Below are 13,066 nucleotides of genomic sequence, written 5' to 3' on the forward strand. Positions count from 1 at the left end.
GCCCCCCACTTTCGGTCTGCAAGTATCCTCGGGGAGCGCGAGGGACAGACAGCCCCTCGCTTCTGCCCTCACAACCCCTTGGAACGGTAGCTTTTCGCCACCCGCCCGATCGCCACGATATAGGCCGCGACCCGCAGATCGGTCACGTCGTTGCGGCCGTGCCAGACCTCGCGCATCGACTGGTAGGCGGTCCGCATCGTGTCATCGAGACCCGAGCGCACCAGCTCCAGTTCGCCCGCCCCGCGCAGGTAGCCCTGCTTGAAGCCGGGTGAGAGCGTCCAGCCAAGGCCCTTGTCGGACGACAGCCGCTCCAGCTCGTCGATCAGCATCTGGTGGCGCGCTTCCTCTTGGCGCCGCTGCATCCGGCCAAAGCGGATGTGGCCGAGGTTCTTGACCCATTCGAAGTAACTGACCGTCACGCCGCCCGCGTTGGCATACATGTCGGGGATGATGACGATGCCCTTCTTGCGCAGGATCTCGTCCGCCCCGAAGGTGATCGGGCCGTTCGCCGCCTCAATGATCAGCGGCGCCTTGATGCGGTCGGCGTTGGACAGGTTGATCACCCCCTCCATCGCCGCCGGGATCAGGATGTCGCAGTCGGATTCCAGCAATACGTTGCCGTTCGGCACATAGGTTGCGTCGGGGTAGTCCTTCACGCCGCTGTGGGTGGCCATCCAGTCCTTGACGCGCTGGATATCCAACCCGTCCTCGTCCCAGAGCCCGCCGTCGAACTCGATGATGCCCTTCACCTTGCAGCCGTCCTCGGTGCTCAGGAACAGCGCCGAGTGGTAGCCCACGTTGCCAAGGCCCTGCACGATCACCGTCTTGCCGTCGAGATCGCCCGACAGGCCGCAGGCGGCGCGCTCTTCGGGGTAGCGGAAGAACTCGCGCAGCGCGTATTGCACACCCCGCCCGGTCGCCTCGACCCGGCCCTGGATGCCGCCCGCGTTGATCGGCTTGCCGGTGACGCAGGCGCGGGCGTTGATGTCGGTGGTATTCATCCGGGCGTATTGATCGACGATCCAGGCCATCTCGCGCTCGCCGGTGCCCATGTCGGGGGCGGGCACGTTCTGGCTGGGGTTGATCAGGTCGCGCTTGATCAGTTCATAGGCAAAGCGGCGGGTGATCTGCTCCAGCTCGTGCTCTTCATACTGGCGCGGGTCGATGCACAACCCGCCCTTGGAGCCGCCGAACGGCGTTTCGACCAGCGCGCATTTGTAGGTCATCAGGGCCGCCAGCGCCTCGACCTCGTCCTGATTGACGTTCAGCGCATAGCGGATGCCGCCCTTGACCGGCTCCATGTGTTCGGAATGCACCGAGCGGTAGCCGGTGAAGGTCTCGATCTTGCCGCGCAGCCGGACGCCGAAGCGCACCGTGTAAGTCGAGTTGCAGACCCGGATCTTCTGTTCCAGCCCCGGCGACAGGTCCATCAGCGCCACCGCGCGGTTGAACATCATGTCGACGGAATCGCGGAAACTCGGTTCCCCCATGACGGCCATAGATCGTCCTCCCTGACGAAGGGGGCCCTTGATGCGGCCTCCCCTGGGGCGACAATTGACAGGTTTGCGCCCCGGAAAACACCCCTTTGGCAAGTGGAAATGCGAATCGGGCCATGTCGTGCGGGCGCGACGGGGTGATCGCGTGCCGACGGCGCCCGCAGGCGGCGGCGGCCCGAATGGCCGGATGTCGCCAGATCGGGAACAATGCCGACGAACGCGGCGCAGTGTTGAAGGGCTGCCCCGATCTCGACCGATTTCCGGTTAAGGGCGCCATAATTCGGCCGCAGGCATTGGTGTAAATGCAAGATGATGGATCGGTCCGGGCTGCCGCCAATGCCCGGGTCGACGGTGAAGATTGATGAGTATCAGCGGCACAGCTGCCGGGAGACGCAGGCCATGAAACGATTTCAACGCGGAAACTCTGATGCCAAGGGTCTTGCCCGGACCCTCATGCTCAAGGTGTCGCATTTCCGCGCCGACGAAACCGGCACGATGACCTTCTTCGCGATGATGCTGATCATCCTGATCTTCATGTGCAGCGGCATGGCGGTCGACCTGATGCGGCATGAACGGATGCGCTCGGCGATCCAGAACACCAGCGACGAGGCGGTGCTGGCAGCCGCCAACCTCGACCAGACGCTTGATCCGACGGCGGTTGTGAACGACTACTTCGCGAAGGCCGGGATGACCCCCTATCTGACGTCGGTCGTGGTCAACACCGCGTCCAACGCGCGTTCGGTGACGGCGACGACCACGGCGAGCCTGCCGACCTATTTCATGAAGCTTGAGGGGATCCAGACGCTCACCGCGAACGGGGCCAGCGCGGCCGAGGAAAGCATCGGCAACGTCGAGGTCGCGATCGCGCTCGACAACTCGGGCTCGATGACCCAGCAGGCGGTGTCGGGCACGACCACCACCTGCACGACCAGCAGGGGCAAGACGACCTGCACCACGACGACGCAGTACACCACCAAGATCCTCGCGCTGATCGCGGCGGCGAACAGCTTCGTCGACCAGATGTTCACCAATGTGGAAACCGGCGCGCTGACGATGTCGCTGATGCCCTACGACTCGCACCTCAGCATCGGCGACACGCTGATGGCCAACCTGAACGTGACGAGCGAGAATACGGTCTCCCAGTGCATCGACCTCCAGCCGAGCGATTTCAACACCACCGCGGTCAGCACGACCACGCTGTTGCAGCGCACCCCGTACATGGATAGCTGGGATACCGGCAGCTCGATGTCGAACATCGACTGCAACAGCAACTCCTACCGCGACTCGGTGGTGTTCTCGAACAACCCCGCGACGCTGCATACCCTGATCAACAGCTTGCAGGCCAGCGGCAACACCTCGATCGACACCGGGGTGAAATGGGCGTCCGCGACGCTGGACCCGGCTTTCCAGCCGGTGGTGAACAACCTGATTTCGGCCGGCACGCTGACATCGGCCTATGCCGGGCGCCCGGCGGCCTACAACGACCGCAACTTCATGAAGGTGCTGATCGTCATGACCGACGGCGAGAACACCACGCGCGGACAGATCAACCCCGGCTATTATTCCGGCAACTCGGGCTACTTCGTCAGCGGCACCTCCACCTACTGGTCATGGTACGACTCCACCAAGGGCTCCACCCCTTATTACTGGAGCTACGACGCCAAGTGGCACACGTCCAACTACTACAAGGGCGCGAAATCGCAGCCTTGCACCTCGTCCTGCACCAACATCACCGTGTCCGACACAAAGGCGGCGGCGACCGCGACGCAATGGACCTGGCCGCAGATCTGGGCGAAGTGGCCGGTGCAGTATTTCGTCAACACCTACATCGGCGCGGTCTACGGCAGCTCGGGTGCAACCACCTGGATGAACAAGATCGTCACCCAGGTGCAGGCCACGACCATGGACACGAACCTGCACAACATCTGCACGGCGGCCAAGGCGAACGGGGTGCTGATCTATGCGATCGGCTTCCAGACGACGACGCACGGCGCCTCGGTGCTGACCGACTGCGCCACCAGCCCGGCGTTCTACTTCGACGCGGAAGGCACCCAGATCTCGACCGTGTTCGCGACCATCGCATCGAGCATCGTTCACTTGAGGCTGACGCAATGACCAAGATGTTGCACAACGTCTGGCAGCGCCTTCGGGCCGCCAGACGGTCGGAGGCCGGCAACGCCACCGTTGAATTCGTGATGGTGTTCCCGATCTTCATGATGATCTTCTTCCAGTCGTTCGAGGCCGGCTGGCTGATGGTCCGCGCCACGATGTTGCAGCGCGCGCTGGATCTGACGGTCCGCGACCTGCGGCTGGGGCATTTCACCAACCCGACGAACGCGACGATCAGCACCGAAATCTGCAGCTATGCCATCACGATCGCCAACTGCAGCACCTCGCTGCTGGTCGAACTGACGCCCGTCAATACCGCGACCTGGGCGATGCCCTCGAACAGCGCCACCTGCGTCAACCGCGCCGCGACGATCCAGCCCGTGACCACCGTCCAGCAGGGCGTGGGCGACCAGATGATGCTGATCCGGGTCTGCGCCATCGTCAACCCGCTGTTCCCAGGCACCAGTTGGGGTCTGAACCTGCCGCTTGACGCCACCGGGGGCTTTGCGCTGATCGCGACCTCGGCCTTTGTCAACGAACCGAGTTGAGGACAGGATGAACCGCATCAGAACACGACTTGGCGCCTTTCTTCGTGACACCCGCGGCGCCGTGACGGCCGAGGCACTGGTGGCACTGCCATTGCTGATCTGGGCGCATCTTGCGACCTATCAGTATTTCGATGCGTTCCAGACCCTGGCCCGGAACCAGAAGGCCACCTACACGCTGGCCGATGCGATCTCGCGCCAGACCGGGACGGTGACGCCGGCGTTCATCACAGGCATGAACACGCTTTACGCCTACCTGGACGGCAGCGTGGCCGAGAGCACCGCGATCCGTGTCACCTGCATTTCGTGGAACCCCGCGCTGGGATCAAGCGGGCAGTATTATGTGGTCTGGTCTGACGCGAGCGGGGCGGGCGCCGCGCTGACCAGCACAACCTTGCAAAGCCTGATCTCGCGGTTCCCGGTGATCGCGGCCAGCGACACGCTGATCATGGTCGAAACGAAAATCGGCTACACGCCGGCCTTCAAGATCGGGCTGCAACCGCAGATGCTCAACTCCTACGTCATCACACGGCCGCGCATCAGCCCGCAGGTGGTCTACAGCAGCTCCTAGAGCGAATTGCGTTCTATCTGACGCAAGGACATCAGAGTTCGCCCAAGTCTTGGGGCGAATTCTGATTCAAGAGGAACGCAATCCGCTTTGGCCGGGCCTGCCCCCGCTCTGTGTCGTGGCGCACACTCAGCGCGCGTGGTCAGCGACTTGCGCGCGCCGTCGCAAGGACTACCTTCGGTTCCAACGAAGGAGACCGCACATGTCGATCAGACCCGTCATTTCCAAGTCCAGCGCCCAACCCACGATGGAAGGCGCCGGGGTGCACCTGCACCGCGCCTTCGGCTTTGGCGACCCCAGCGAAGCCGACCCGTTCCTGTTGTTCGACGACTTCCGCAACGAACGCCCGCAGGATTACCTGAAAGGCTTCCCCTGGCACCCGCACCGCGGCATCGAAACCATCACCTACGTGCTGTCGGGCACCGTCGAACACGGCGACTCCCTGGGCAACCGCGGCCTGCTCGGCGCGGGCGACGTGCAATGGATGACCGCGGGTTCCGGGATCATGCACCAGGAAATGCCCAAGGGGAACGCCAAGGGCCAGATGCATGGCTTCCAGCTCTGGGCCAACCTGCCCTCGCACCTCAAGATGACGCAGCCGCGCTATCAAGACGTCAAGGGCGCCGACATCCCCGAGATCGTGGAGGATGACGGCACCGTGGTGCGCGTCATCACCGGCGATTTCTGGGGCAGGTCCGGCCCGGTCGACGGCATCGCCGCCGACCCGCAATACCTTGATATCTCGGTCCCACCCGGCAAGCGCAAAAGCTTCGGCATCGACACCCGCCGCAACGCCTTCGCCTATGTCTTCCAGGGCGCGGGCCGCTTCGCCGACGCCTCGGCCCCGCAGGGCGTGCTCTTGGAAAAAGAGGTGATGGGCCGCGAGGTCAACATGCGCGACCTGTCGGGCAACCGCACCCTGATCCGCTTCGGCGCGGGCGACGAGGTGACGGTGCAGGCGGGCGACGCGGGCATCCGCTTCCTGCTGATCTCGGGCGCACCACTCGAAGAGCCGGTGGCCTGGCACGGGCCGATCGTGATGAACACGCGCGAGGAACTGGTGCAGGCGATGGCCGAACTGCGCAACGGCACGTTCATCAAACCGGCGCATTAGGCGCCCCCGGGGCGTCCGGCCCCACGGGGCCGGGCGTCCGCCCGGCGACCTGATCCGGTGGACAGAAAACCGGCGATCGCCTACGATTCCTTCCGGCCCGCCCGTTCGAAGGATCAGCCATGAACCCCAAGGTCGATCAATTCCTGATCCGGGCCGAAAGCTGGCGCGACGAACTTTCCGCGCTCCGGGCGATCCTGCTCGACACGCCCCTGACCGAAGACCTGAAGTGGGCCAAGCCCTGCTATTCCCTGAACACCGGCAACGTCGCCGCCCTCGCCGGGCTGAAGGACCACTGCTGGCTGATGTTCTTCAAGGGCGCCCTGCTGGACGACCCTGATGGCATCCTCCGGAAGGCGGGCGAGAACTCGCAGTCCATGCGCATGATCCACCTGACCAGCGTCGCGCAGATCGAGGCGATGGCACCGACGCTGCGCAGCTATATCGACCGCGCCATCGCGGCCGAACAGGCCGGGATGAAGGTGCCCAAGCCCCTGAGCACCGATCTTGTCTACCCCGAGGAATTCATCGCCCGGCTGGACGAAGACCCCGACCTGCGGGCCGCCTTTGACGCGCTGACGCCGGGGCGGCGGCGGGCCTATAACCTGTTCTTCACCGCGCCCAAGCAATCGAAAACCCGCGCGGCGCGGATCGAGAAATCTGTGCCGCGCATTCTTGACGGCAAGGGGCTGGACGACCGGTAGCCCGCGATGCCGCTTTGGGGCCGAAATCGGTGTCCACGTCGGTGCGGTTTCGGTGTGGTTTCGGTGTGGTTTCGGTATCGGAAAAATCACGCCTTTTCCGCCGCTTGATGCCGAGACGCCGCGATTTTCACACGGCCTCGGCGCGCACCGGCAAGACTCTGTTAACCCGCCCCCACCGCCCGCAGCGCCATCTCGGCATAGATCGCCTCGACCTCGGCGCGGGCAAGGCGGCCGCCGTCGCGGAACCATTGCGTGACCCCGGTCAGCATCGCGATCAGCGCGCGGGTGGCGAGTTTGGCATCGGGCACCCGGAAGGCGCCGACGGCGACGCCATCGCGCAGGATCGCCTCCAGCGCGTCCTCGTAGGCGTGGCGCTGGCGCTCGACCAAGGCGAAATTCGCGGGCGTCAGGTTGCGCAACTCCATGTAAGCAATGAAAACTTCGGCCGGGCGGTCGAGGTGGAAGCGGACGTGGAAGCGGGCGAAGGCGGCAAGGCGCGCGCGCGGGTCCGCCGCCATCGGCTCGGTGGCAAGCGCGGCGAGAAGCTCGTCCATGTGACCGCGCATCAGGTCGTACAGCAGCGTCTGCTTGTCCGGGGTGTAAAGATAAAGCGCCCCCGCCTGCACCCCCACCCCGGCGGCGATCTGGCGCATCGAGACGGCGGCGTAGCCGTGCCGCGCGAACAGGTCGCGCGCCACGCTGCGCAGGCGCGGGCCGGTGATCTCGGCATGTGATCCGGTTTTGCGGGCCATCTCGCCAGAGTGATCTGAACGCCCGTTCAGTTCAAGGGGTGGCGCTTGCGGCCCGACCCGGCGCGGGGCTAAGGTCGTGCCGGAACCAGACCCGGACCTGCCGATGCGCCGCGCGACCCTGACCTGCCTTTGCGCCGCGCTGCTTGCGGGCTGCGCGCAGTTGCCCGACCTCGGCGCGGCCGGACAGGCCGCAGCGCAGGTCAGCGGCCCTTATCCGAAGCTTCAACCCCTGCCCGAGATCGCCGCGCGGAGCGCCGCCGTCACCGCAGTCGCGACTTTGAGCCAGCGTGCGTCCGCGACGGATGCACAGGTTGGCGCGCTGCGGGCACGCGCCGCGGCTCTGGCGCCGCCGGTGCTGGACCCGGTGACGCTGGCGCGGCTGAACGCGGCGCTCGCGGCGCGTGACGGCAACGGCGACGGTGGCTGAGCGGCGCGTTGCAAGGCCGGGCGCAACAGGCTAACAGACGCCGGAACCCCCGAACCACGGAGAGCCCCATGCCCGACCCCTTGCGCCTTGGCATCGCCGGACTGGGCACCGTGGGGCGCGGCGTCGTGAAGATCGTGCAGCGCCACGCCGACCTGATCGCGGCGCGCGGCGGGCGACCGGTGGTGATCACCGCCGTATCGGCGCGCAACCGCACCGCCGACCGGGGCGTGGACCTGTCGGCCTATGCCTGGGAAGACGATCCGGTGGCGCTGGCGCAGCGCGCCGACGTGGACATTTTCGTGGAACTGATGGGCGGGTCCGAGGGCGCAGCGCGGGCCGCGACCGAAGCCGCCATCGCGGCGGGCAAGGATGTGGTGACCGCCAACAAGGCCCTGCTGGCCCATCACGGCCAGCGGCTCGCCGAGGCGGCCGAGGCAAAGGGCGCGGTGATCCGCTTCGAGGCAGCGGTGGCCGGTGGCATCCCGGTGATCAAGGCGCTGACCGAGGGGCTGGCGGGCAACCAGATCACCCGCGTGATGGGCGTGATGAACGGCACCTGCAACTACATCCTGACCCGGATGGAAAACACCGGCCTGCCCTATGCCGAGGTCTTCGCCGAGGCGCAGGGGCTGGGCTATGTCGAGGCCGACCCGACGCTGGACGTGGGCGGGATCGACGCGGGGCACAAATTGGCCCTGCTGGCGGCCATCGCCTTCGGCACCCGCGTCAGCTTCGACGCGGTGGACCTGGAGGGGATCGAGCGCGTCTCGATCGACGACATCCGGCAGGCCGCCGACATGGGGCTGCGCATCAAGCTGCTGGGGGTGGCGCAGATGACCGGGCGCGGGCTGGAACAGCGCATGTCGCCCTGCCTGGTGCCCGCCGACAGCCCGCTGGGGCAGTTGCCCGGCGGCACCAACATGGTGGTGCTGGAGGGCGACTCGGTCGGGCAGATCGTGCTGCGCGGCGCGGGCGCGGGCGAAGGCCCGACCGCCAGCGCGGTGATGGGCGACGTGATCGACCTGGCGCGCGGCACGCGGCTGTCCACCTTCGGGCGACCTGCCGCCTCGCTGACGGCGCCGATCCCGGCCAAGGCGACGGCGCCCGCGGCGCATTACCTGCGCATGACCCTGCAGGACAAGCCGGGCGCTTTGGCGAAGATCGCCACCGTGCTGGGCGAGGCCGGCGTGTCGATCGACCGGATGCGGCAATATGGCCACGCCGACGGTACCGCGCCGGTGCTGATCGTCACGCACAAGACGACGCGCGACGCGATCGACCTGGCGCTGGCGGGCTTTGCCGCCACCGGCGTGATGGTGGGCGAAGCAGTCGCGCTGCGCATCGAGCCGGTCTGAGGGCATGGACTGGTTCCAGCCCGTCGACCTCTATTGCGAACGCACCAGCACCGCCTTCTGGGCCGAGCCGGTGAATGCACTAAGCAACCTCGCCTTCCTGCTTGCCGCAGTCTGGGGCGCGCGGGTGGCGCGGGCGCGCGGCGACCGTGACCCGCTGGTGCTGGCGCTGATCGCGCTGGCGGCGGCGATCGGGGTGGGTTCGTTCCTGTTCCATACCTTCGCCCTGCGCTGGTCGGAACTGGCAGACACGCTGCCGATCTGGGCCTTCGTTTCAGTGTTCGTTTATGTCGCCATCGCGCGGATGGGCCGGCGGACGCCACATCCGCTGACCGCCGTGGGGCTGTTCGCCCTCTTCCTCTATATCGCCTGGTCGGCAGCGCAGGAGGGCACCGCGCCGACACTTCCGGCACGGCCGGACCCGCTGAACGGCTCGGGCCAATATGCGCCGGCCGTGCTGGCACTGGCGGTCTTCACCGCGATCACCTGGGTCCGGCATCACCCGATGCGCGGCTGGATCCTTGGCGCCGCCGCCACGTTCAGTCTCTCTCTGGCCTTTCGCACCATCGACCGGACGGTCTGTTCCGGCTTTCCGCTGGGCACGCATTTCCTGTGGCACCTGTGCAATGCACTGATGATCGGTCTGCTGCTGCAGGTGATCGTTCGCAGCCGGGGCCAGACGATGGCGCGCTCCCGCGTCTGTTAGCGCAAGCGCGACTTGTTCCGGGGGCGCGCTTCGGGCTAGGACGGGCGCGAGACATTGCACCCGAAGGAAGATCCCATGGCCGATGCCGTCGAATTTCATGACCGCCTGTTGTCGCTGGGCCTGGCCCGCGTGTCCGAGGCCGCGGCGCTGGCATCCGCCCGCCTGATCGGGCGCGGCGACGAGAAGGCCGCCGATCAGGCCGCCGTCAACGCGATGCGCGACCAGTTGAACCTGCTCGATATCAACGGTGTCGTGGTGATCGGCGAGGGCGAGCGCGACGAGGCGCCGATGCTGTTCATCGGCGAGAAGGTCGGCACCGGCAGCGGCCCGGCTGTCGACATCGCGCTCGACCCGCTGGAGGGCACCACGCTGACCGCCAAGGACATGCCGAACGCGCTGACGGTGATCGCGATGGCGCCGCGCGGCACGCTACTGCACGCGCCCGACGTCTACATGGAAAAGCTCGCGATCGGGCCGGGCTATCCGGTGGACACGGTGACGCTGCACATGTCGCCGACCGAGCGGATCGCGGCGCTGGCCCGCGCCAAGGGCTGCGCGCCCTCCGACATCACCGTCTGCATCCTGGAACGCCCGCGCCACGAGGCGATGATCGCCGAGGTGCGCAAGACGGGCGCCTCGATCCGGCTGATCACCGACGGCGACGTGGCCGGCGTCATCCACTGTGCCGAACACGAGATCACCGGCATCGACATGTACATGGGCTCGGGCGGCGCGCCGGAAGGGGTGCTGGCAGCGGCGGCACTGAAGTGCATGGGCGGGCAGATGTATGGCAAGCTGCTGTTCCGCAACGATGACGAACGCTCGCGTGCGGCCCGCGCCGGAATCGCCGACCTGAACCGCATCTACACCCGCGACGAACTGGTGACCGCCGACGTGATCTTTGCCGCGACCGGCGTGACCGACGGGTCGATCGTGCACGGCATCAAGCGCGAGATCGGCTGGCTGACCACCGAGACGATCCTGATGCGGTCCAAGACCGGCTCGGTGCGGCGGATGACCTACCGCACGCCGGTGAAGTGATCGGCGGCGATGTGACACGCGCCTTCCTCGGGGTCGAGACTTCAGCGACGGGCCGCCGCTGGGTCGGCCCCACGGCCGAGGAGGACCGGCTGGCCGAGGCGATGGCGCAGACCACCCGGCTGCCCGCGCCGCTGGCGATGACGCTGGTGCGCCGGGGTGTGGCGCCCGAGGAGGCGGCGCGGTTTCTGGAACCGATGCTGCGCGACCTGCTGCCCGACCCGCTCAGCCTGCGCGACATGGGCACGGCGGCGGCGCGGTTCCTGCACGCGGTGAGGGCGCGCGAGCGGGTCGCGGTGTTTGCCGACTATGATGTGGACGGCGGCGCCTCGGCCGCGCTGCTGCTGATCTGGCTGCGCGCGATGGGGCGGCAGGCGACGCTCTACATCCCCGACCGCATCGATGAAGGCTACGGCCCCAACGTGCCCGCCATGCAGGCGCTGGCCGCCGCGCATGACCTGATCCTCTGCGTCGATTGCGGCACCCTCTCGCATGAGCCCATCGCGGCGGCGAAGGGCTGCGACGTGGTGGTGCTGGACCATCACCTGGGCGGCGAGACGCTGCCCCCGGCGCTGGCCGTGGTGAACCCCAACCGGCAGGACGAGTCGGGTGATCTGGGCCACCTTTGCGCCGCGTCGGTGGTGTTCCTGATGCTGGTCGAGGCGAACCGGCTGCTGCGCGCCGAGGGCACGCCCGGCCCCGACCTGATGGCGATGCTCGATCTGGTGGCGCTGGCGACGGTGGCCGATGTGGCACCGCTGACCGGGGTCAACCGCGCGCTGGTGCGGCAGGGGTTGAAGGTGATGGCGCGGCGCGAACGGCCGGGATTGGTCGCCCTTGCCGACGTGGCGCGGATGACCGAGGCGCCGACGCCCTATGCGCTCGGGTTCCTGCTTGGCCCCCGCGTCAACGCGGGCGGGCGGATCGGCGCCGCCGACCTTGGTGCCCGGCTGCTGGCCACCGCCGACCCGCATGAGGCGGCGGCTCTGGCGGAACGGCTGGACGCCCTGAACACCGAACGCCGCGAGATCGAGTTGCGGGTGCGCGAGGCCGCGCTGCGCCAAGCCGCGGCGCGGGGCCTTGATGGCCCGCTGGTCTGGGCGGCGGGCGAGGGTTGGCACCCCGGCGTGGTCGGCATCGTCGCCGCCCGGCTCAAGGAGGCCACCAACCGCCCCGCCGTGGTGATCGGCCTCGACGGAGACGTGGGCAAGGGCTCCGGCCGCTCGGTCTCCGGCGTCGACCTTGGCGCGGCGATCCACCGGGTCGCCGCCGAAGGACTGCTCCTGAAGGGCGGCGGGCACAAGATGGCGGCGGGCCTGACCGTCGCGCGCGACAAGCTGGAGGCGGCGATGGAACGGCTGGGCGAGTTGCTCGCGAAGCAGGGCGCGGGCGCGGGCGGCCCCGCCGACCTGCGGCTTGACGGCCTCTTGATGCCCGGCACGGTGACGCCCGCGCTGATCGAGCAGATCGAGTCCGCGGGCCCCTTCGGCGCCGCCGCCCCCGCCCCCCGCTTCGCCTTCGCTGCGCAGGCCGTCAGCAGCCGCCGAATGGGCGAGCAGCACCTGCGCCTGACCTTCGGCGACACCACCTGCCCGAAGCTGGAGGCGGTGGCCTTCGGCGCCTTCGACGGCCCGCTTGGCCCGCTGCTGGACGCGCCGGGCGCCAGCCGCTTCCATCTGGCCGGGCGGCTGGAGCTGAACACCTGGGGCGGCCGCACCAAGGTGCAACTGCGGCTGGAGGATGCGGCGCGGGCCTGAAGCCCTGTTCCCGCAATGGCATGACGAATTTGCGAAAATTCCTCTTGCGAGTCACGGCCGCTTCCCCTAAATCCGCCCCACCAACCGCGGCCCGTTCGTCTATCGGTTAGGACACCAGGTTTTCAACCTGGTAAGAGGGGTTCGACTCCCCTACGGGCTGCCATTCATCCTTGCAAGATGTTGATTTTGTTGCGCAATTTCCAAGCGCCAAAATCCTACTACAGATCTACTACAGCGAAAAATCAGCCCCTTTTGACCTGCCGAAGCGCCCGAACCGATCACGCATTCGTGAAGGCTAGTGTTCTGAGTCTGACGCTTGCTACCTGTTTCCTCTGACTTCATCGAGTTTGTCCAGCGCGCGTCGTTCACGGGTGAGGATGTCTTCGGCTGTTTTGGTCCAAGTGAACGGCTTTGGTTTTGTGTTGTGCTGCCCGAGGTAGTCGTAGATGGCGGCTTCCAGATCGTCGACGCTGGTGTAACTGCCTCTGCGGATGCGCCTTG

12 protein-coding genes, 1 tRNA gene and 1 pseudogene are annotated in these 13,066 nt (G+C 67.1%); 11 read left to right on the plus strand and 3 right to left on the minus strand.

The window, feature by feature from the left end; translation table 11 throughout:
- Positions 1-68: 68 nt before the first annotated feature.
- Positions 69-1,499 (minus strand): Glu/Leu/Phe/Val family dehydrogenase, encoded by a 1,431-nt coding sequence (locus tag AC11WY_RS07225; RefSeq protein ID WP_482923972.1) that lies wholly within the window; start codon positions 1,497-1,499, stop codon positions 69-71.
- 396 nt (positions 1,500-1,895) lie between these two features.
- On the opposite strand from AC11WY_RS07225, the gene AC11WY_RS07230 reads away from it, so the two are divergent.
- The 5 genes from AC11WY_RS07230 (at position 1,896) to AC11WY_RS07250 (ending at position 6,533) form a co-directional block, all read left to right on the plus strand.
- Complete coding sequence (locus tag AC11WY_RS07230; RefSeq protein ID WP_482923974.1) at positions 1,896-3,611, plus strand: TadE/TadG family type IV pilus assembly protein; 1,716 nt, start codon at positions 1,896-1,898, stop codon at positions 3,609-3,611.
- Positions 3,608-4,153, plus strand: coding sequence for a TadE/TadG family type IV pilus assembly protein (locus AC11WY_RS07235; protein ID WP_482923976.1), 546 nt, complete (start codon positions 3,608-3,610; stop codon positions 4,151-4,153). The genes AC11WY_RS07230 and AC11WY_RS07235 overlap by 4 nt, the downstream gene beginning before the upstream one ends.
- Before the next feature lie 7 nt (positions 4,154-4,160).
- Entirely contained in the window at positions 4,161-4,721 is a 561-nt protein-coding gene (locus AC11WY_RS07240) for a TadE/TadG family type IV pilus assembly protein (protein WP_482923978.1), read from the plus strand.
- 199 nt (positions 4,722-4,920) lie between these two features.
- A complete protein-coding gene (locus AC11WY_RS07245) occupies positions 4,921-5,832 on the plus strand; it encodes a pirin family protein (protein ID WP_482923979.1) in 912 nt (303 codons plus the stop codon).
- A 119-nt stretch (positions 5,833-5,951) separates the two neighbouring features.
- Positions 5,952-6,533 (plus strand): YdeI/OmpD-associated family protein, encoded by a 582-nt coding sequence (locus AC11WY_RS07250; protein WP_482923980.1) that lies wholly within the window; start codon positions 5,952-5,954, stop codon positions 6,531-6,533.
- 161 nt (positions 6,534-6,694) lie between these two features.
- On the opposite strand, the gene AC11WY_RS07255 is transcribed toward AC11WY_RS07250, so the two are convergent.
- The gene (locus tag AC11WY_RS07255; RefSeq protein WP_482923982.1) at positions 6,695-7,285 is read right to left on the minus strand and encodes a TetR/AcrR family transcriptional regulator; all 591 of its coding nucleotides are present in this window, start codon (positions 7,283-7,285) and stop codon (positions 6,695-6,697) included.
- A gap of 103 nt (positions 7,286-7,388) precedes the next feature.
- Between AC11WY_RS07255 and AC11WY_RS07260 the strand changes: the two genes are divergently transcribed.
- From AC11WY_RS07260 to AC11WY_RS07285, 6 genes are all read left to right on the plus strand, one after another.
- Positions 7,389-7,712 (plus strand): hypothetical protein, encoded by a 324-nt coding sequence (locus AC11WY_RS07260; RefSeq protein ID WP_482923984.1) that lies wholly within the window; start codon positions 7,389-7,391, stop codon positions 7,710-7,712.
- A gap of 68 nt (positions 7,713-7,780) precedes the next feature.
- On the plus strand, positions 7,781-9,067 hold the full coding sequence (locus tag AC11WY_RS07265) for a homoserine dehydrogenase (protein WP_482923985.1): 1,287 nt from the start codon (positions 7,781-7,783) through the stop codon (positions 9,065-9,067).
- A gap of 4 nt (positions 9,068-9,071) precedes the next feature.
- Positions 9,072-9,770, plus strand: a complete 699-nt coding sequence (locus AC11WY_RS07270; protein ID WP_482923987.1) for a ceramidase domain-containing protein — start codon at positions 9,072-9,074, stop codon at positions 9,768-9,770.
- A gap of 75 nt (positions 9,771-9,845) precedes the next feature.
- Positions 9,846-10,811: a class II fructose-bisphosphatase gene (glpX, locus tag AC11WY_RS07275; protein ID WP_482923988.1), complete on the plus strand. Its 966-nt coding sequence runs from the start codon at positions 9,846-9,848 to the stop codon at positions 10,809-10,811.
- Positions 10,812-10,822: 11 nt separating this feature from the next.
- A complete protein-coding gene (gene recJ / locus AC11WY_RS07280; RefSeq protein WP_482923990.1) occupies positions 10,823-12,565 on the plus strand; it encodes a single-stranded-DNA-specific exonuclease RecJ in 1,743 nt (580 codons plus the stop codon).
- A gap of 88 nt (positions 12,566-12,653) precedes the next feature.
- A tRNA-Glu gene (locus AC11WY_RS07285) sits at positions 12,654-12,728 on the plus strand.
- A gap of 156 nt (positions 12,729-12,884) precedes the next feature.
- Here the strand turns inward: AC11WY_RS07285 and AC11WY_RS07290 are convergent.
- Positions 12,885-13,066, minus strand: a pseudogene (locus tag AC11WY_RS07290) (IS630 family transposase); the annotation flags it as partial.

It is taken from the genome of Solirhodobacter sp. (genome assembly GCF_964715405.1).